The sequence below is a fragment of the Mesorhizobium sp. M1088 genome, from assembly GCF_040318575.1.
GTDB lineage: Bacteria > Pseudomonadota > Alphaproteobacteria > Rhizobiales > Rhizobiaceae > Mesorhizobium.
This window is the reverse complement of the sequence record NZ_JAMYMO010000004.1, coordinates 39,742-60,253: the sequence shown is the minus strand read 5'-3', so window position 1 is coordinate 60,253 and position 20,512 is coordinate 39,742. Positions and strand designations below refer to the sequence as shown.

The 20,512-nt window shown below is 60.5% G+C and carries 15 protein-coding genes; 10 read left to right on the top strand and 5 right to left on the bottom strand.

Annotated features, from left to right (window positions below; all coding sequences use genetic code 11):
• Window positions 1-49 precede the first annotated feature (49 nt).
• Window positions 50-1,723, bottom strand: coding sequence for an ABC transporter substrate-binding protein (locus NKH49_RS06755; RefSeq protein ID WP_352925645.1), 1,674 nt, complete (start codon window positions 1,721-1,723; stop codon window positions 50-52).
• A 298-nt stretch (window positions 1,724-2,021) separates the two neighbouring features.
• Here NKH49_RS06755 and NKH49_RS06750 point away from each other — a divergent pair, with 298 nt between their 5' ends.
• From NKH49_RS06750 to NKH49_RS06715, 8 genes are all read left to right on the top strand, one after another.
• The gene (locus tag NKH49_RS06750; RefSeq protein ID WP_245274646.1) at window positions 2,022-2,747 is read left to right on the top strand and encodes a LuxR family transcriptional regulator; all 726 of its coding nucleotides are present in this window, start codon (window positions 2,022-2,024) and stop codon (window positions 2,745-2,747) included.
• A gap of 173 nt (window positions 2,748-2,920) precedes the next feature.
• On the top strand, window positions 2,921-3,820 hold the full coding sequence (locus NKH49_RS06745) for a proline iminopeptidase-family hydrolase (protein ID WP_352925643.1): 900 nt from the start codon (window positions 2,921-2,923) through the stop codon (window positions 3,818-3,820).
• Between the two features lie 486 nt (window positions 3,821-4,306).
• Complete coding sequence (locus NKH49_RS06740) at window positions 4,307-4,555, top strand: hypothetical protein (RefSeq protein WP_352683162.1); 249 nt, start codon at window positions 4,307-4,309, stop codon at window positions 4,553-4,555.
• A 253-nt stretch (window positions 4,556-4,808) separates the two neighbouring features.
• Window positions 4,809-7,547, top strand: a complete 2,739-nt coding sequence (locus NKH49_RS06735) for an AMP-binding protein (RefSeq protein WP_502907845.1) — start codon at window positions 4,809-4,811, stop codon at window positions 7,545-7,547.
• Window positions 7,544-8,527, top strand: coding sequence for an NAD(+) synthase (gene nadE / locus NKH49_RS06730; RefSeq protein WP_352925866.1), 984 nt, complete (start codon window positions 7,544-7,546; stop codon window positions 8,525-8,527). Before NKH49_RS06735 ends, nadE begins: the two co-directional genes overlap by 4 nt.
• Before the next feature lie 3 nt (window positions 8,528-8,530).
• Window positions 8,531-10,552: an asparagine synthase (glutamine-hydrolyzing) gene (gene asnB / locus NKH49_RS06725; RefSeq protein WP_352501380.1), complete on the top strand. Its 2,022-nt coding sequence runs from the start codon at window positions 8,531-8,533 to the stop codon at window positions 10,550-10,552.
• Entirely contained in the window at window positions 10,549-12,105 is a 1,557-nt protein-coding gene (locus NKH49_RS06720) for a class I adenylate-forming enzyme family protein (RefSeq protein WP_352501381.1), read from the top strand. The genes asnB and NKH49_RS06720 overlap by 4 nt, the downstream gene beginning before the upstream one ends.
• A 56-nt stretch (window positions 12,106-12,161) precedes the next feature.
• Window positions 12,162-12,428 carry an acyl carrier protein gene (locus tag NKH49_RS06715; RefSeq protein WP_023675628.1) on the top strand — a complete coding sequence of 89 codons (267 nt, stop codon included), beginning with the start codon at window positions 12,162-12,164 and terminating at the stop codon, window positions 12,426-12,428.
• Between the two features lie 99 nt (window positions 12,429-12,527).
• Here the strand turns inward: NKH49_RS06715 and NKH49_RS06710 are convergent, their stop codons facing one another.
• Window positions 12,528-13,220 (bottom strand): N5-glutamine methyltransferase family protein, encoded by a 693-nt coding sequence (locus NKH49_RS06710; RefSeq protein WP_352472474.1) that lies wholly within the window; start codon window positions 13,218-13,220, stop codon window positions 12,528-12,530.
• 399 nt (window positions 13,221-13,619) lie between these two features.
• On the opposite strand from NKH49_RS06710, the gene NKH49_RS06705 reads away from it, so the two are divergent.
• Both NKH49_RS06705 and NKH49_RS06700 read left to right on the top strand, forming a co-directional pair.
• On the top strand, window positions 13,620-15,371 hold the full coding sequence (locus tag NKH49_RS06705) for a type I secretion system permease/ATPase (RefSeq protein ID WP_352472473.1): 1,752 nt from the start codon (window positions 13,620-13,622) through the stop codon (window positions 15,369-15,371).
• Between the two features lie 239 nt (window positions 15,372-15,610).
• Window positions 15,611-16,909, top strand: a complete 1,299-nt coding sequence (locus NKH49_RS06700; protein ID WP_352472472.1) for an HlyD family type I secretion periplasmic adaptor subunit — start codon at window positions 15,611-15,613, stop codon at window positions 16,907-16,909.
• 58 nt (window positions 16,910-16,967) lie between these two features.
• Here the strand turns inward: NKH49_RS06700 and NKH49_RS06695 are convergent, their stop codons facing one another.
• Genes NKH49_RS06695 through NKH49_RS06685 form a run of 3 tightly spaced genes read right to left on the bottom strand, consistent with a single transcriptional unit; the run spans window position 16,968 to window position 20,492 of the window.
• Window positions 16,968-18,230 carry a polysaccharide biosynthesis/export family protein gene (locus NKH49_RS06695; protein WP_352925638.1) on the bottom strand — a complete coding sequence of 421 codons (1,263 nt, stop codon included), beginning with the start codon at window positions 18,228-18,230 and terminating at the stop codon, window positions 16,968-16,970.
• The gene (locus tag NKH49_RS06690; RefSeq protein WP_352501383.1) at window positions 18,217-19,491 is read right to left on the bottom strand and encodes a hypothetical protein; all 1,275 of its coding nucleotides are present in this window, start codon (window positions 19,489-19,491) and stop codon (window positions 18,217-18,219) included. Before NKH49_RS06690 ends, NKH49_RS06695 begins: the two co-directional genes overlap by 14 nt.
• Window positions 19,488-20,492, bottom strand: a complete 1,005-nt coding sequence (locus NKH49_RS06685) for an SDR family NAD(P)-dependent oxidoreductase (protein ID WP_352472469.1) — start codon at window positions 20,490-20,492, stop codon at window positions 19,488-19,490. Before NKH49_RS06685 ends, NKH49_RS06690 begins: the two co-directional genes overlap by 4 nt.
• Between the last annotated feature and the right edge of the window lie 20 nt (window positions 20,493-20,512).

The window sequence follows — 20,512 nt, the reverse complement described above, 5'->3', positions numbered from 1 at the left end:
GAAATGCGACGGAGAGCCAGCGGCACTCCGTCGCATTGGCTCCGGTCGGCTATTCCACCCAGGACTGGCTGACAATCCAGTAGAATTGCGGGCTGAAGGTGAAGTTCTTCAGCCTGGAAGAGATCACATCGACGCGCTTTGGCGTGAACAGGACAGCGACCGGAGCCTTGTCCGTCACAGCCTTGTCGATGGCGGTCCAGAGTGTCGCGCCCTTGGCCGGATCGGCGATGGTGGCTGCCTCTGCCTCGTCCATCGATGCGTCGATCGACTTGTCGCAGAACCCCGAAATATTGACCGAGGCGTCGGAGCCCGGCGTAAACGAGGCACAGCTGAACAAGACCTGCAGGAAATTCGATGGCGCCGGGTAATCCTGGAACCATTGCGAGATCGAAATCTGCACCTTGTTATTGGTGTTCTGGATGTAGGTGAACTGTATGTTCTGCGAGATCGGCTTGACCGACGTCTTGTAGCCAAGCTGGTTGAGCACATCCTGCAGGTAGACGCCGATCGCTTTGGAGACCGTGGTGTCCTCGGTGATGATCGTCACCTCCTGACCTGCGGTTCCCGATTCAGCGACCAATTGCTTGGCCTTGTCCATATCCGGTGCTGACCACTTCTCGCCCGGATTGGCGGTGAACGGGCAATAGGCCACAAATGACGGGAAGCCCGGTGGCAGGATCTGGCAGGCCGGTTGCGCCAGATTGCTGCCGCCGAACAGCTTGACCATCGCGGCGCGGTCGATCGCGAAGTTCACTGCCTGGCGAACGCGGATGTCGTTGAACGGCGCCAGATTGGTGTTCATCGGCGCGTACCACATCGCTGTCAGCGGATGAACCGTGACCTGCTTGGCATATTTGGTGCCGAGTTCGGCGAGACGGTCGGACGGCGGCGGGTCGAACATCCAGTCCGCCTGGCCGTTCTCGACAGCGGTCACCGCCGCCTCGTCGGTTAGGCCGAATTCGTAGTCGATCTCGTCCGGATATCCGGCCGGCTGCGCTTCCTTGCTCCATTCCTTGAAATGAGGGTTGCGCACAATCTTCATCAGCTTGTTGGGATCGTAACTGGCGATCATGTAGGGTCCGGTGCCCGGGATCGGATCGGTGCCGGCGTCCTTCAGCGGCGCGCTCGCCGGCAGGATCGACGCATGCGGAACAGCCAGCTTCTGCAGGAACTCGGCATCCGGCTGGACCAGGTTGAAGGTAATGTTTCCGGCGGCGTCGTCGACCGACAGGCCACCTTCGAGGGTACACGTCGCAGGCGTCTTCAAGCACGCATCCGCGCCGACGATGCCTTTGTAGAAGGTCCCGGCCGTCGGCCCGCTGATCTTGAAGATGCGTTGGAACGAAGCCACCACGTCCTTCGTGGTGACATCCGACCCATCCGCGAATTTGATGCCCTTGCGCAGCTTGAAGACGTAGGTCTTGCCGCCGTTCTCGACCTGCGGGAGGCTTTCCGCCAGGTCCGCGACGACTTCGAAGCCGGTCTTGTCCCCGGCCTTCTTGTAGGTCACCAGGCCATCGTAGAGGACATAATTGATCTGGAAATACTGCAGCGTGTAGTTGATGTGCGGATCGGCGGTGCCTGCCGCGGCATTGGCCAGCAGTCGGAGTGTGCCGCCTGGCTTTCCCTCGGTGGCCAAGGCACTGCTTGCCGGCGACATCATGGTCACGCCGAGCAGAGCCAGGCAGGGCATCAACGCTGCAAATGCTTTTTGGGGTCGCATATTTGTTCCCTCATGGAGGCGTGTCGGCTTTTACCGCGCTGAACCCGGTCGATCGACCATTGCGCGGCTGAAACCGTCTGGGTTTGCGAACGGTGTCCGCTACTTGGCCCAATCGCAAAAGACTACGGCGAGCGAAGCCGGACGGGATAGCTATTAAGATAGATAGGGTCGGACAGGTTATCCCCGCCTATTTGTTGAGCAGCCGGCCGACATGGCTATTTGACAAGCAATCATCAGCGGGTAAGCTTGCCCGATGCAAAGCCTTCCAGGCGATCTAGAGAGCCGGTTCCAAACCGGAATGAGCATCGACGCTGCCATGGCGGTGGCAACGGAGGTGCTGGAGCCCATCGGTTTCACCGCATTCATCTACGACTATACGCCCGTGCCGGTCAGTCACAAGGGCGAGCTTATCACGCCCTCGTTGATGGCTCTGCGCAACGTGCCGCGCGACATGCAGGATCTCTGGTGCAAGGGCGGATATTATCAGCTTGACCCGGTGCAGGAGGCCGCGCTCACCGTATCGAGACCGTTTCTCTGGTCGCACAGCGGCGTTCAGAGCACCGTCATGCAGCGCGTGCTCCAGTCCAAGCACGATCCTGTGGTCAGCTATTTGCTTGACACCAGGATGACCTGCGGCGTCACCGTTCCCATTCGCCTTGCCGGCGGCGATCTCGCCACCTTTACCGCGATCCGTGCCGATCCGGAGGCCGGGTTCGAGCTCGAAGCCAGACCCTTGATCGCCGAGATCGGAGATCTGGGTCATCTGCTGCATGACTCCGCCTACGCCGGTTTCGACGCCGGAATCCGCACCTGCCAACATGTCCATCTGACGTCGCGCGAACGTCAGTGCCTGCGCCTGGCCGCTGCCGGACTGACGGCCAAGCAGGTCGCGCGTGAGATTGGCCGCGCGGTGCCTACCGCAACGCTGCACCTCAACGCGGCGACGCGAAAGCTTGGCGCGCGCAACCGCTTCCATGCCATCGCGCTCGCCGCCCATTACCGGCTGCTCGAACCGGAGCATTGAGGCTCGCGACCTGCGGGCGATCGGCCTTGCCTCGGGCGAACCCATAACCGGCGAACCTATAAATAGTGCTAGCTGTAAATGCGCTGGGCCGCTTAGTACCGTCGGCCGCAAACAAGGCTTGGGAGGGGTGCACCAAAGTGGCTCCTGCCGCGCCATGATGCGGAGCTTGGACTGTGACGGCACATGCGATCACCGAAGGATTTAGCGACTACAAGGGCTATCGCACCTGGTACCGTGTGACCGGGGACATCGGGTCGGGCAAGCTGCCCCTGGTCGTCGCTCATGGTGGACCGGGCTGCACCCACGACTATGTGGACTCATTCAAGGAGCTTGCCGGAACCGGGCGAGCCGTCATCCACTACGATCAGATCGGCAACGGCAAATCGACCCATCTGCCGGACAAGGGCGGCGACTTCTGGACCGTCGATTTCTTCCTGGGCGAACTCGATGCGTTGCTCGCCCATCTCAGCATTGCCGGCCATTATGCACTGCTCGGCCAGTCCTGGGGCGGCATACTCTCGGCCGAGCACGCCGTGCGCCGCCCTGAGGGGCTCAAGGCATTGATCCTGGCCAATTCGCTGGCCTCGATGGCGCTGTGGGTGGAAGGAGCCCGGCAATTGCGCGCCGAGTTGCCAGCCGATGTGCAAAGTGCGCTCGACCGGCACGAAGCGGCGGGAACCACCGATCACCCCGAATATGTTGCGGCGACGAAGGCTTTCTACGACCGTCATGTCTGTCGCGTCGTTCCGATGCCGCCAGAGGTCGCCCGGACATTTGCGGCAATCGAGGAAGATCCGACCGTCTATCACACCATGAACGGTCCCAATGAGTTCCACGTCATCGGCACGATGCGGAACTGGACCATCGTCGACCGCCTGCATCGGATCGAGGCGCCGACCCTGGTTTTCCGCGGCTTCTACGACGAAGCGACCGAGGCCTGCGTCCAGCCCTTTCTGGATCTTATCCCGTACGTTGAAGGCCTGGTCTTCCCGAATTCCAGCCACATGCCGCATGTGGAGGAAAAGCACGACTGCCTCAGCGCCGTCGGGCGTTTCCTGGCCAAATACGATTGACGTTCCAGCACCAGGCCTTCTGTTCCAACGGATCGTCGACACGACGCAGTCGTCGTGAGGCAGGTTCAGAAAACCACGAACCGTCCCATTTCTCCGCCGACGCACATTGCTATGCCTCGGTGATGGCGACACCACGCTATGTGGATGTCCCGCAAAGGCCTGCAGGGTCGTCCGATAAGGCCAAATCACGGGCAGAATGCCAGATCACGGACAGCATAAAGGAGCCCATTCGAGCGCCTTTTCCATTGCCCGCGGAGGCGGAGGCCTAACGTTGCGGCGCAGATTGGCATGTCGCCGGCATGGCCGCAATCAGCCTGCCTTCCCCCGAACTGGCATCCCGTCGCTGAAAAACCTGACGGATACGGAGGACCAAGTTGCCGGTGGGTACGGAAAGTATCGGACCCAAAGTTTCGCCAAGCAGTTGCAACCGAATTCATTAGCCGGCGTTAAAGTGCGGGTGATCTAGCGGGGCATGGGGAGGCTTTCATGCAGACGTATCTCGTCGAGCGTATGGACGGCGACGATGTTATCTCGGTGCGCGTTGTCAACGCGCCGAGTCCGTTCAGAGCCGCAGCTATGATGACGGGCGGGCGTATTACCTTCCGAACGTGGGAAAAGGATTGGATCCGCGTGACCGACGAAAATCGGGGACAGATCTATGCCTATTGTTTCGTCCCCGGCAGCTATTCCGATACCGAAGCATCGGCGGTATCGTCCGGAAGAACCACCGAATAGGCAATATGCCTGAATAGCGGCAATTCCATCTTCGACCCCACCTTGGTCTTCGAGCCCGCCTTGGCATGTGTCCGTGTCATGCGCACCACAACAGCCAGCGAGCCCGGCATGATTGGCTCTGCCGGCGGCTTGCGAAACAGGCGAAGTGACTAACCAAGCGTCATTGAGCGAAGATCGGGGCATCATCAGAATGATCGATGAAAAGATTGGGGCGGGGGGCGATAAGTGACCCTAATCTTAGCGTAGGCAACTCATGTCTTCGGCATATTTGGGATCAGAAGTCGCGGATCAGGATCTAGCGGTGGATTGTCAGACAACGACCTCGGATAATTGGTCAAGTGTCCCACAATACGCACTGGATCAGGGTGGTCCCGTACTGCGCCCATTTCAAAGATTGGGCGTCGATTTTACCAACATTGCGGCCTTCGATCACCTGAGAAATGTCGTCCGCCAGTACCCCGACAAGCTTGCAATCAGCGACGGCGCCAATCGTCTGACCTATTCCCAGCTCCTCCGGTCAGTCGAGACGCTGTCCCACCAGATCGCGGCGGCCGTCCCAGACGGACAGGCGATAGGGATTCTTCAGGCCAACTCGGCCTGGTATCCCATTGCCATGCTGGCAAGCATGACGGCTGGGCGGCCTTCGGTGCCACTCAACACGCGAGATCCTAGCTCGCGTATCCTTGAAATCGTGGCCGGGGCGCGGCTCTCAGCTGTCCTGGGCGAGGGCAATGTCCGACCCGATGGTTTGCCTCACCTGGTCAGTTGGATCGATGTGTCGACCAGTGCGGCCTCGCAGGCTGGGCAAGTGCCTCGTTCTTATTTCGTCTCGGTCGATGCGCCCGCCATCGTGCTTTATACGTCAGGGAGTACGGGCAGGCCCAAAGGCATCGTTAACAGCCAGCGCAGCTTGCTATCCCGGGTCCAGCAATATGTCGATGCGTGCCACATCAACTCGGATGACGTTTTCCTGCCATTGACCGGACCGGCCACAATCGCCGGGTGCCGGGAGATTCTTGCTGCTCTTCTCACCGGCGCCACCTTGCATCTGGTCGAAGTCGAAGCGGTCGGCTTGCGCGCCGTTCAACGCCTGGTGCGATCCGAAGACGTGACAATCACCTATCTGGTGCCGGCACTGCTTCGCGCGCTTATGGCAGACGGACCTGCAGAAGCGTTCCATTCACTCAGAGTCGCCCGGATCGGTGGCGAGAAGGTGCCCTGGACCGACATCGCCCTGCTGCGCAAGGCCGTCTCCGATACGTGCCTTGTCCAGATCGGTTATTCGTCAACCGAGACCACCGGCTCGCAATGGTTCCTGCCGCGAGACTGGCCAGAGCATGGAGATTCGGTTCCAGTTGGCTGGCTGCTGCCTGGAATCACCTTCGCAATTGTCGACGAAGCGGGCCGCCGCGTTCAACCGGGCCGCAGCGGAGAACTTCTGATCAGGAGCCCGTATGTCCTGCTTGGCCATTGGGAGGACGGGGCGGTTGTGCCGGCAACATCAGACCCGCACGATCCAGGCCTTCGGATTTTCGCGACAGGTGACCTCGTTCGACTTGATGATCAAGGCCTGCTGCACATCGTCGGTCGCAAGGGGCGCCAGGTAAAAATCAACGGTCGACGCGTCGAGCCAGCCGAACTCGAACGGGTGCTGCGTTGTGCACCCTCTGTCGCGGATGCCGTGGCAATCGTGACGGCCGCGAATGAGCTTGTCGCCTTTGCTATTCCTCGGCGCTCGGCCGAAGCGACCTTTTCGGACGAGCTTCGCCAGCTTGTCAGGACCAATCTGCCGCCGCCGCTGCGTCCCTTGCGGTTGCACACGATCGCCGAGATTCCGCGTCTGCCGAGCGGCAAAGTCGACATCACGACACTTGCAGAGATGGATCTTTCAGCCAGAGAGACAGCGGCGACCGCGCGTCCGCTCGAGCCGCAAGGCAAGCTGACCGCGCAGCAGGTCGTCCAGCGGGCATGGACCAGCATTCTCAATACGCGCGTAGCGGCAGGACGCTGGGATGACGCCGGAGGAGATTCGCTAAAGCTGCTGCACTGCGTCATGGAAATCGAAAGCGCCATCGGGCAGGAACTCGGCCTTGAGGCCTTCACCGTCGGGATGAGCCTGGAGCAAATGATCAAGGCGGTCGTGTCCGCCCAGGCAGGCGATCAAAGCGCGCGCGCCCAGAAGCACGACCCTCCCATTCTTTTTCTGTTCCCCGGGTCCGTCGGCTATGGCCCGAGCCTTGCTGCCTTTGCAGCAGCGATGGGCAAGGTGACCCGTGTTGCCCCGATCAGGTATCCGGCCCTGGCTATGATACTGCGCGGACAAGACAGCCTCGCCGATATGGCCGACGCCGCCGTCGACCAGATCCGCCGCGCCCAACCCTCGGGCCATGTACGACTTCTCGGCCATTCGCTCGGCGGCGCTGTTGCCTTCGAAGTTGCGGCGCGGCTGCTGGCAGCGGGGCGAACCGTAAAGTTCCTCGGCATCCTCGACACCAGCCTCGTCGGGGAGCGAAGCGCCCGCTGGGAGACGTTTACGCGCACAGTCAATCGAATCCGAACCAACCGCGTGTCCGCTTACCGGATGGCTTGCCGCGCCCTCGCGAAAGTTGCCGTGGCAATGAAGCGCGAGGCACAACTGGTCCAGTTTCTCGACCGCTTCGCTCAAGGACAGTTCAACGCGACGAGCTTTAGAACCAAACTAGAACTGCAAGAGGTTTTGCGCGCGCAAGCCTTCTTCCAGTGGGTGGCCGAGCCAAAGCCGTCTCTGCCGATCACAGGCACCCTGTTCCGCTGTGCTCGACCCGGAATGCCTCTGGCAATCGGCTGGGATAACGTCTTCGCCCATCTGGACGTGATTCCGATCGTCGGCAGCCACATCGATCTGGTTGTAGAGCCTCACCTTACCACCAATCGTCCCCTTATCGAGAAAGCGGTGGCGAAAACCTATTCGCCAATCGAGTCTCGCAAACTGGAGTACAAGCCATCGACCTGATCTCATCATTCGGCAAAGACGCCCTGGTGCTCGACGCTGGCGCGGAAGTCGATCGCATCGTCCAGATCTTGCGCCAGCAGGTCCTTGGCACGCTGCGACGTCGAGGCGTGGTTGTCGGCCTCTCAGGCGGCATCGACAGCTCCGTCGTTGCGGCGTTGTGTGTTCGCGCCTTTGGGAAAGGCAAGGTCCTCGGGATATTCATGCCGGAGCGCCATTCCTCCGGCGACTCACTGAGGCTCGGCCGCATTGTCGCCGCACACCTTGGTATCGAAACGATCCTGGAGGATATAACGCCGGCCCTGGAAGCGACCGGCGCCTATAGACGGCAGACCGAAGCAATCCAGACCGTCGTTCCCGAATATGGGGACGGCTGGAAATGCAAGCTGGTGCTCGCCTCGGTTCTCGAGAGCAACGGTCTCAACATCACGCGCCTCACGGTTCAGGACCCCGAGGGCAGGACCGACACAGTGCGCCTGCCGTCGGCAGCCTATCTGCAGATCGTCGCTGCAACCAGCTACAAGCAGCGCCTGCGCAAGATGACCGAATACTACCATGCCGACCGCCTCAACTACGCGGTAGCGGGCACGCCGAACCGCCTGGAGTACGACCAGGGCTTCTTCGTCAAGCAGGGCGACGGAATTGCCGACCTGATGCCAATCGTCCACCTCTACAAGACCCAGGTCTACCAATTGGCCGAATATCTTGGGGTGGACGAAGAGGTCCGGCGCAGACCGCCCACCACGGACACCTTCTCGATGGCGCAGAGTCAGGAGGAGTTCTACTTCGCGCTTCCTTATTATCTGATGGATCTGTGCCTCTACGGCTTGAACCATGGGATCGCCGACGAAGACGTCGCTGAGGCAACCAGCCTCACGGTGATGCAGGTCCAGAAGGTTTTCAAGGATATCGACAGCAAGCGGCGCGCCGCACGTTATCTTCACGCGCGGCCGTTGGTGTCCTCTTCAATGGGCGAGGGCTAGGCGATGTGCGGCATCGCCGGAATTGTGTCGCTGAGCGCCGCAGCGGCGCCCCCTTCCCGGGATGCGCTGATACGTATGGCGGGCGCGCTGGCGCATCGCGGCCCGGACGAGCGCGGCCTTTACCGGGACAGACGTGCGGGATTGGCGCATGCCCGCCTGTCCGTCATCGATCTCGCAAGCGGCCAGCAGCCACTCGCCGGCGCGGGCGACACGATGTGGATCGTCTTCAACGGCGAAATCTTCAATTACGTCGAGCTGCGACAAGATCTGGTCGCGCTCGGTTATCGCTTCCGCACACGCAGCGACACCGAGGTCATCGTCCATGCCTATCATGCCTGGGGCGAGGCCGCCTTCGAGCGAATGAATGGGCAGTGGGCAGTCGCCATCTGGGACTCCGTGGCAGGTCGTCTCGTCTTGTCTCGGGATCGGTTCGGCATCTGCCCGCTGCACTTTTGCGAGCATGGCGGGCGGCTTTACTTCGCCAGCGAGGTGAAGGCCATTTTCGCGGCCGATGCGGATATACCCCGCGCCTTCGATCCAGCCGGCATCGATCAGACTTTCACACTCTGGACTGTCGCGCCGCCACAAGGCGTGTTTGGAGGAGTAAGCGAACTCACGCCGGGGCATGTCCGCATTTATGACAGCGGCGTCGTCCGGGAGCGGGCTTTTTGGAAGCCTGACTATCCAGAGGTTGACGGACCCGGCGATGATGAATTCACCGGCTCGCTTGATGACGCGGTGGAGGAAGTGCGCAGCGCCCTGGAAGCCGCGACGGCGCTCAGGATAGTACGCGCCGACGTGCCGGTCGGCTGCTATTTGTCCGGCGGGCTCGACAGCTCGCTGGTCGCCACGCTGGGGAGACGCTTCGCGGGCGAGCGCTTCCAGACTTTCTCGCTGCGTTTTGCCGACGCCGAGTATGATGAGACGCATTTCCAGCGCTTGGTTGCCGGCGTGGCCGGCAGTGACCATCATGAGGTGGTTGTTTCGCGCAGCGATATCGCTGGCATCTTCCCTGAGGTGATCTACCACACCGAGCGGCCAATCCTCAGGACCGCGCCGGCGCCGCTGTTCCTGCTCTCGAGACTGGTGCGCCAGCACGGCATCAAGGTCGTGCTTACCGGCGAAGGGGCCGACGAAATGTTCGCCGGCTACGATTTGTTCCGCGAGGGCAAGGTCCGCCGCTTCTGGGGACGCCAGCCCGCCTCGACGCGACGCTCGCGGCTGCTGGAGCGCCTCTATCCCTATCTCAGCCGCTCGCCGGTGCAGCAGCAGGCAATGGCACGCCAGTTCTTCGGGCGCGACATTCACGCCTGTGACGCGCCAGGTTTTGCGCATGGCACGCGCTGGCGTACCACAAGCGCCATCAAGCGGCTGTTTTCGGCAGACATACGCGCCCAAACGGAGCGCCGCAACGCCGTGTCCGAACTGCTTGCCCGCCTGCCGCCGGAGTTTTCGCGATGGGGCTCTCTTGCGCAGGACCAGTACATAGAGATTCAGACGCTGATGTCGGGATACCTGCTTTCCTCACAAGGGGACAGAATGCTGATGGCTCATTCCGTCGAGGGGCGCTTCCCGTTCCTCGATCATGAACTCGTGAGACTCGCGAATTCGCTTCCGGCCGCCTACAAGCTGCGCGTGCTCGATGAAAAGCATGTGCTGAAGCGCGTAGCGCAACCGATCGTGCCGTCGGAAATCGTCACCCGCAAGAAGCAGCCTTACCGGGCTCCCAACGCGCTTTGCTTTGTCGCAGATGGCGCTCCGGCCTATATTCGCGAAGCACTTTCGGAGGCGGCGCTGCGCGAAGCGAACGTCTTCGATCCCAAGTCGGTCACCCGGCTCTTGAGCAAGTGCCAGGCCAGCGCCGGCGGCGGCGACCTGTCCAACTCCGACAATATGGCGCTGGTCGGAGTGCTGTCGACGCAGCTTCTCCATCGGCAATTTATCGCGAGCCGTCCAAATGGGGCCCGCACGCTCAAGCTCAGCATCGATATCGACCGCGAACACCGCGAAGAGGTGCTCGCATGATGCATGGCGCCGTACCGCTCCTGCACGACTATCTCACCCACTCTGCCAGCCGGCTCGGCGAGAAGGTGGCCCTGGTGTGCGGCAATCAACGCGTCACTTATGGCGATCTCGATATGCGTTCGAACGCCATAGCGCACCATTTGACCGATGCCGGAATTGCGCGTGGCGATCGCGTGGTGGTCTTCGCCGACAACACTGTCGAGGCCGTCGTTGCGTTCTGGGCGGTGCTAAAGGCCAACGCCGTGGTGTGCATCGTCAATCCGCTCACCAAAAGCGACAAGCTTGATTATCTGCTCAACGATTGCCGCCCGACGGCACTGATCACCGACAAACACCTGCACTCGATTTTCAGCGAGCCGGCGCGGAATTGCCCATCGTTGCGCCGCATGATCGTCTCCGGGCCGATCGAACACAGCGACCTGCAAGAATTGCCGCATGCTGTGCGCTGGGACACCGCGGTCGCGGCAGCCCACAGCACGCCGCCCTGGCGCCGCTGCATCGACATCGATCTCGCTGCGATCATTTATACGTCCGGCTCGACGGGCGAGCCCAAGGGCGTGATGCTGACGCATCGAAACATGATCGCCGCGTGCGCCTCGATTTCCTCATACCTGGCGCTTGCCGAAGACGAGGTGATCCTCAATGTCCTGCCGCTCGCCTTCGACTACGGTCTTTACCAGATGATCATGGCATTCGGCGCGGGCGCCCGGCTGGTGCTTGAGCGCTCATTCGCCTTCCCGGCGCAGATCCTTGGGCTGATCAAGCAAGAAAGGGTGACGGGTTTTCCCGGCGTACCGACCATCTTCGCCGCACTCGGGGAGCTCAGGTCTCTTAGGGATCAGGATTTTTCGAGTATTCGCTACGTCACGAACACTGCGGCCGCCCTGCCGCTCAAGCACATTCTCCTGCTGCAGGAACTGTTTTCTGGCGCCCGCATCTATTCGATGTACGGCCTTACCGAATGCAAGCGCTGCACCTACCTGCCGCCGGAGGATCTGGAGCGAAAGCCGTCGAGCGTCGGGATCGCCATCCCCAATACGGAAATGTGGATTGTCGACGAGCATGACAGGCGGGTCGGCCCCGGCATCGTTGGTCAGCTCGTCATCCGCGGAGCGACGGTGATGAAGGGCTATTGGGGCAAACCGGAGGCGACAGCCAGGAAGCTCAAGCCCGGCCTGCTGCCGGGTGAGCAGGTCCTATACACCGGCGACTACTGCCGGATGGACGCCGAGGGCTACCTCTACTTCGTCGGTCGCGGCGACGAGATCATAAAATCGCGCGGAGAGAAGATAGCGCCGAAGGAGGTGGAAAACGTGTTGATGAACATTGCGGGCGTACGGGAAGCCGCGGTCATCGGCGTTCCGGACGAACTGCTCGGGCAAGCAGTGAAGGCATTTGTCGTGATGGAGCAGGGAAGCATGATCGGTGAAAAGCAGTTGCAGAAAGAGTGCCAGAGACGGCTGGAAAACTTCATGGTTCCGAAGTCCATCGTCATCGTACCCAGTCTGCCGATGACCGACACGGGTAAGCTCAAAAAAACGGCCCTGTCATGAGTCGGTACCAGGGCGAAGTTGATCAGCATTCATCTTTTGTACCGGAGGCGAAATAAATGTTATCTACCAAGGATAGAACCGATACCTGCAGCGAACAAATTCGCGCTTTCCTGGCCTCGAATTTCTATATAGCCGATCCCGAGAGCCTGGAGAGCGACACCTCGCTCCTCGACCAGGGCATCGTGGACTCGACGGGTGTGCTCGAGGTTATCGGCTTCATCGAGGAGACCTTCGGCATCACGGTCGAAGACAGCGAGCTGCTGCCGGAGAATCTCGATTCCATCGAGGGAATTGCGCAATACGTCATGCGCAAGAGAAACTGACGCAAGAGAAACTGATTTCCGAAATCTCGCGCAACTCTGTTTCAACTTCCCGGCCGTTTCTAGCCGCGACAGCGCGTCTACCTGCCGCGGCTGCGATGCTTACGCCTGCGCCCTCGTATGTCCCACAACCACCCTGACCTCACCGGCCTGGTTGGTGACTGCCCGGATACTCTCATAGGCCTTGGAACGCTCGAGCAAACTCATGACCTGCCGATCCTGGCCAAGCCCCACTTCGAAAAGCAGGATGCCTCCGCGCCGCAAATAGCGCGGCGCCTCCTTGAGCACCCGCATGTGGATGCTCAGGCCGTAGGGGCCGGCTGCGAATGCTTCACGCGGCTCGAGCTCGACCAGATGCGAACGGTCGCCCTCGAGCCGTTTTTCCGAAATGTAGGGCGGGTTGCAAACGATCACGTCGATCGTGCCGTCGAGCTCCAAGCCTGAGAAGGCGCTGAACAAGTCGCCCTGAAGCACCGTTACCCGGTCCTCGATTTTAAGATGGGTGACGTTGCGGCGCGCGACCTCCACGCATCCGTCGGTAAGATCGCTTGCCCACACGCGCGCGGTGGGAGCGTGGTGCGCGATGGCGCACGCCAGATTGCCCGCCCCACAGCACATGTCGACAACGCGAGGCACCGGCAGGTTCAGTTGGCTCAGGACATCGAGAGCGGCCTTGCCGAGCAGTTCCGTTTCCGGCCGAGGAACAAGCGCACCGGGCGAGACCAGCAACTGCAATCCCATGAAGGTGCTGCGCCCCCTGCCGTAGGCATCGGCAACATTGATCTCTTCGCTCACGACACTCGCCTCCCCGATTTAGCCGGCGTTGGTGGCCGACGTACCGATGAAGTGTATCTCAAAACCGTTTAACTCTCGATCGACAAAATCAAAACCCATCCGTCGCCAGACGCTTTGAAGCCTTGATGCTACAAAGATGATCATAAGCTTCTGCCGGGTGTCATGATTAGGAATATCTCCTTACCTGACCCGGTTATCCCCAGCTTGGCGAGCCAGTTGCCGAATTCTCAGCCTGGCGTCACGATTTTGCTACATTTTAATCAAAGAAGGCACGTATGTAAGCAATTCGTAATGTTCAGCAGCGGGGCGGGGCTGCTGCTTCCCGGAAGGTTAAAGTTTGTCCCTCATCGAAAGAATCGACGAGATTGCGCGGCAATTTCGCGTCAACGAGCGCACATCATGAAGTCGACCAAAGGGCGCTCGCTCGATCTCCGCTCCGCAATGTTCGGCTGTGTGCACGGCCTCGTCGGCGTAGGCGTTTTCTCGGCATTGATAAATATCCTCGCCTTGACCGGCTCCGTCTACATGCTCCAGGTCTATGACCGCGTGCTGCCTTCGCAGAGCGTGCCGACTCTTATCGGATTTACAGTCGGGATGCTGGGACTTTACGCGGCCTATGGGCTCCTCGATTTCGTGAGGCTTCGCCTGTTGGTCCGCATCGGCAGCCGCCTGCATAGAAATCTGCAGCAAAAAGCGTTCGCAGCCTCGCTTTCCCTGCCCCTCGTCGCCGGGCCGGATGCGAACCGGGTACACCCGCTTCGTGATCTGGACCAGCTACGTGGCTTTCTTTCCGGGCTCGGGCCGACAGTCTTGTTCGACGCTCCCTGGATACCATTTTATATGGTGGTCATCTATCTGCTGCACCCCGCGCTTGGCGTGCTGGCAACGCTCGGCGCATGTGCCGTTGTGTTTTTGACGGTGGTTGCCGAGATCATCGGCCGCAAACCAGCGGCTCGTGCATCTGAGACACTCGTAGCGCAGCGGCTTCTGGCCGACTCCGGCCGCCGCAACGCAGAGGTTGTTCAGGCGATGGGCCTTTCCGCCCCGCTTAGCCGGCGCTGGAACGAGGTCAGTCATCTTTATCTGAAGAACCAGGAACGGCTCTCCGACGTCGTCGGCGCAGCAAGCTCACTGTCGAAGACGCTCCGAATGGCCCTGCAATCATGTGTGCTGGGGCTTGGTGCCTACCTTGTGATCGGCGGCGAGGCCTCGCCCGGCGTGATCATTGCATCGTCCATATTGCTGGGCCGCTCGCTGGCACCGGTCGATGTGGCGATCGCAAACTGGAGAGGGTTTCTGGCAACCCGCAAAAGCTATTCCGAGCTGGCGGCAGCCCTGGATGCTTTTGATAGCCAGCAAGAGCCAATGGAACTGCCCGGCCCGAAGGCTGAGCTTGCGGTCGAGGAATTGACCGTCGCGCCACCAAGCCTGCAGAAGCCCACCATCTTCAATGTAAGCTTCCGCTTGGCGAGAGGCGCAGGGTTGGCGGTCGTCGGCCCGAGCGGCTCCGGCAAGACCACGCTCGTGCGCGCTTTGGTCGGCGCATGGAAGCCGCTTCGTGGCACGGTAAGATTGGACGGCGCCTCGCTCGATCAGTGGAACTCAGAACTGCTCGGCATTCATATTGGCTACCTGCCGCAGGACGTTGAGCTGTTCGACGGGACGATCGCCGACAACATTTCGAGGTTCGGCGGTAAAAGCGACGCAAAAGGCGTGCTGGCAGCTGCCAAGGCTGCGGGCGTGGACAAGATGATCATGCGTCTTCCGCAGGGTTTTCAAACACGCATCGGAGAAGGCGGCGCGGCCCTTTCGGCTGGGCAGAGGCAGCTCGTCGGGCTTGCCAGGGCACTTTACGGCGATCCATTCCTCGTCGTTCTTGACGAACCAAATTCCAATCTGGATGCAGACGGTGATGCTGCTTTGGCCGGCGCAATCCTGGCAGTGCGTCGGCGCGGCGGTATCGTGATCGTCGTTGCGCATCGCCCCTCCGCTCTCGTCAACATCGATCAGGTACTCGTCCTGTCGAACGGGATGCTCCATTCGTTCGGCTCGCGCGAAGACGTTCTGGCAAATGTGGTCCGGCCCTTCCCGCGCCCGGACAAGCCAAACATTGTCGTTCCGCTGCAGCACGGTGCAAGCGGGCATGCGTGAGGTATTGCTTAGTGTCTAACGTGACCATGTCGTCATATGCTGCGGTTGGCGGCGAAGGCCCGCCGACCGGGCAGAAGCCGCAGCCGGATGGGATTCGAGCCAATCTACCCTGGGGTACTCTGGTCCGGAGCCTAGCAGCACATTGTCGTTCCGCCGCACAAGGGTGCAGCCGGGCATATGCGAGGTATCGCTCTGCTGTTGCCGTGTCATACGTCGCAGCCGGTGGCGAAGGCCGTTCGTTGGAGACGAAGCCAGAGCCGGATGGCATCCGGGCCAATCTGCTCTTGGGCCTGGCAACCAGCTTGCTGTTGATCTTTGGCGGAGGGCTCTGGTTGGGATTGACCAAGATTGCCGGCGCGGTGATTGCGCCCGCAACCGTGGTGGTCGAAAGCAACATTAAAAAAGTCCAGCATCAAACCGGCGGCACCATCGGCGGAATCTTCGCTCAGGACGGCGATCATGTGAAGGCCGGCGATGTGTTGGTCAGGCTGGACAACACATTGACCCGAGCAAACCTGCAGATAGTCACCGAGGACCTCAATCGCGCCACCATTCGTCTGGCCCGACTGGAGGCCGAGCGCCAGGGTCTGCCGGAAATGCAGACCCCGCCCGACCTTCGCGCTCAAATGGGCGACCCGCAAGTGGCGGCACTTGTCAGTGGCGAGCGTGCCTTGTTTGAAAGCCGTGCTGCGGCGCTGGCTGGCCAGAAGGCACAATTACAAAGCCGCGCGAAGCAGCTGGAACGTCAGATCGATGGCCTCAAATCGCAGCAGTCTGCAACGGACGAGTCTCTGGATCTGCTGACCAAGAACCTTGCGGATGTCGAATCTCTCTACGCAAAGAAGTTGGTGTCCAAGGAGAGGTTGAGCAATGTCAGCCTGGACAAGACCCGGGCTCGCGGCGAATCGGGACGCCTTGTCGCAGCGATAGCAGAGGTCCAAGCTCACATCAGTGAAACGGACCTGCAGGTGCTTCAGCTCGACGAACAAATGCGGAGCGACGTGACCAACGAACTTCGCGAAACGGAAGCCAAGCAGACCGAGCTCAGTGAGCGCAAGGTGGTGGCCGAAGACGAACTCAGCAGGACAGACATTCGTGCCCCGCAATCGGGCACAGTACAAGAATCCTCGGTCCATACCGTAGGAGGCGTGATTGGCGCGGGAGAGGTGCTCATGATGATTGTGCCCGATTCCGACAACCTTGTCGTCGACGCTTCCATTCCTCCGTCGCGTATCGACGAGATTCATCCCGGACAGCAGGTGTCGATCCGCTTTCCAGCGTTCGACGCCGGCACCACACCTGCTTGCGAAGGCTCGGTCAAGCGCGTCTCAGCGGATCTGATCAAGGATCAGCAACGCCAGCTTTCCTTTTTTTCGGCGCGTATCGACGTCGAGAATGAAGCGACGTGCCTGACAGGAGAGAAAATCCTCAAACCGGGCATGCCCGCCGAAGTCCACATAAGAACCGACGAGCGCAGTGTCTGGTCCTACTTGATGAAGCCCCTCACCGACCAGTTTTCCAGAGCTTTCAGGCAGTAAAGCGGTTGCCACACTCAACCGACAGTGCGGCGGCCGATTGGATCGGGGCGCAGCCGATCTATCGGGTCGCTGCATTTTCGAGAGCGCTGCTGAATCTGACCTCGATCGTGTCTCCCGGCATGACCTCGGTGTCTTCTTGGGCAAGCTGTTTTCGCCATTCTTCGCCGAGCTTGCGAATGATCGTGACCTCGGCCTGGATCGTTTCGCCGGCAACCGGCAATGGCAGAGCGGCCGCTCCCGTGGGCTGCAACTTCTGGCTGGCGGCGCGAAGTCTTGCGCCAACGTCGGCAAGACGCACGTTGGTATCCTTCAACTCAGTCAGCAGACCCATTCTTCTTTGGTTGACATTGCGTTCGTGCTGTCTGGTAAAATCGTCCTGCTGACGTCGTGCTCTCATAAGCTCAACCGACGTTTCGAGTGCCCGGCTGGAAGAAAGAACCAAAGCGCGCCGGACATCGGCAAGCCGGGTATTGGTTAGATTTCCGGACTCAAACGCTTTCCTTACGCGCGCCAGCTCGTCTTCGTCCGCCTTCACTCCATCCGCTTCGGCCTGCTCGCGCTTGAGCAGGGTCTCGGTTTGTGCAGCAGCATCCTTGCCACTTTTTTCGAGAAAGCCCTGCTCTTGCCGGAAGTTGTCCAACGAGAGCTTCAGCCCTTCCGCTTCAGCCTGCGCGATCGCCGACGCAAAACTTGCCGGCAAGGGAGATCCTTGTGGTGGCTGCATGTCGAAAGTCGGTTTGTCCTGAAGTTCGGCGCGGATGCGGGTGCTATGAAAATAATCTCTCGTATATTCCCCCCAAAGCGACTCGTAATCGCGCCGCAGATCCACCGGATCCGGGCCAACCTGGTTTGCCCGGGACCGCAAAAGGCTGAAACCGCCTGACACGGCAATCGCCTGCCGCACGGTCATCAGCGGGCGGTAGGCCTGCTGTCCGGGAGTGAGCACGTCGCCGGTCACATAGATCGGCCTGTACTCCGCAACCACGGCGGTCACGTCTGTCGGCTTGATGACGATCATTTGCTCCCGCCCATCAGGCAGACGCTGGTGGAATATCTTGGTCGGCAAGATCGTCTGCATGCGCGTTTGCAGTTCAGCCGGAGTTAAGCCCCCCACCGAAACCATCCCGACTTCGGGAAGCGCGATCGTGCCGTCCATCTGGACCACCGCACGTTGCGTTCGCTCCGGGATGGAGGCAATTCCAATCTCGACGGTGTCGCCGGCAGAAAGTCGATAGGCGACCCGCGGTTCCGCTGCAGCAGCCGTATTCATGGCAGCCAGCATACCGAACACGACAAGAAGCATTCGATCAACGAGGACCATTGGCGGCAATCTCCTTCTGGTTCGACCGCGGCTCTTCCGGCCAATCGAGACGGGTGACGAATTCGTAGACCGGCCCGCCAGGCACGCCCCAGTTGCTCGACCAGATTACCTGTGAGCCGTCGGGGGATGGCGAGGCATGGGTCTCGCTCCAGTAATCGGACGGGACGTTGTGAGTTTGCGTGACGCGTCGAACCTCCCCGCTGCCGTCGAGGCGAAGCGCGATCACCTCTCGCGCATATGGCGCCCAGTCGGGATTGGCAGATATCTCTTCCGGCTTGCCGCCATAGCTTACGAACACCCAACCGCGCCTGTCCAATGCCCGCAGGGATGCATGCTCGGCTTCGCCAAACTTCATAAGTGAGGTGACCTTTCCGTCGGCCAGCCTCCTTTTGATGACGTGATATTTGTCAGGGTCGGACTTGCTGATGCCCACGAAAACTTCGCTGCCGTCTTTATCCACCGTCATATCGCCATGGCCGGGGCGATGATGGTCAGTCCACCTCTGCCGCAACGTCCCGTCGACGGAGAAAATAGCCCGCTGCTCTGTGTCCTCGTTCACATTCTGAAAGCACAGGATGTTCGCTCCGAGCGGGGAGATCGAGCAGGCGCTGACGGTTCCGGCAAGCTGAGCAAGATCGATGTCCGGAAATTTCCGGCGCTGCTTGAGATCATAGGCAAATACAACCATCGCGCCATCCCCACGGATTGCGCGCACTGCTATGCGATCGCCGTCACGGCTGGGATTGCCTTTGGACGGCCCGAACTGAAGATCACGATAATTCGGCGAAACGAACAGGACGTCTTCGCGATTGGTCCGCGGCGCCCAGGTCGAAATTTTCCGGTCCTGAACGCAGATCATCAGATCGGCATTTTGCGGATGCCATTCGCATTCAGCCGATCGAGCACGACGGAAGAGCGGGACATAGGTCTGCCCGTCGAAAAAGCACATGCCATTGCAGCCGTTGGTGATGACGAGGAGAGTCTGGTCCGAATTCCAGGCCTGGGCGCTGGAATAACGGTGGCTGCAGAATTTTTTCTCGCATACGACTCCATTCCCAAGGGCCCCAGGCTTGGTAATGCGCATGAAAATTGTCCCGAAGGCTGGGTCGGTCGCGGGTTGGAGATAATCGGGCAAGTCCATCGTCACTGGCGCAACAAATTGTCTCGACGCGCTGCTTTGCCGACTGCCTGCCACGGTCAAATCCAACGACAAGGCAGCCGCAATCAACAGCGGAGCCAATCCTCCCGGGCGAAAGCTCATGTCATGTAGCCCATTTCGTGTCGCACCCGGCCTTCGCTGAGGCGCCCTTGCCACCATCCGATGGTCCGCTCCAGGCCTTCGCGCAGGCTGGTCTGGGCACGCCATCCAGTCTTGCTTTCGAGGAGCGAAGAATCGGCCAGCAAGGCACGCACCTCGGAATTCTGCGGCCGCAGGCGGCGCTCGTCCCGGTGGATTGGTTTCTTGCAGCCACTCAACTCGATCACCAGATCCAATATGTCCGAGATCGTCACGGCGCGCTGGCTTCCGGCATTGTAGGCATGGCCAAATTCGAGCTCGGCGGAACCTGCGGTCAAAAACGCCGCCGCGGTGTCTTCCACGAAAGTAAGATCGCGGATCGGGCTTGTGTCTCCCACCATGATCGCCGGGCATTTCTTGTCGAGAGCCTGGCGTATAATGGTCGGTACTATGGCCCGCTCACTCTGGCGCGGGCCGTACGTATTGAAGGGCCGCATGATAACCACAGGGATGTCGAACGATCTGGCGTAGGACTCCGCCATCATGTCCGCGCCGATCTTGGATGCCGAATATGGTGACTGTCCCTGCAACGGGTGCGATTCGCTGATAGGCATTGTCAGCGCGGTGCCATAAACCTCGCTTGTCGAGGTGTGCACCACACGCTCCGTATCCCATTGGCGCGCCGCTTCGAGGACGTTGACCGTGCCCAGGATGTTCGTTTCTACATAGGACTGGGCCGCGGCGTACGAATATGGGATAGCTATCAGTGCGGCGAGATGAAACACGACCGCCTGGCCACGCACGATCCGGTTAAGGAAGGCGCTGTCACGAACATCGCCGCGGATGAGGTTCAACTGGCTTCGAATGGTGTCCGGCAAATCGTCCAGCCAGCCGTGGCTGTCGAAGGAATTGTAGAGAGCCAGCGCAGTGACGTCCGCGCCGCTACGGACGAGTGCTTCGGTGAGATGCGACCCGATGAATCCGTCGGCACCGGTAACCAGAACTTTCCTGCCCTTGTATGCCATGACCCAAGCGTTCCCCCTAT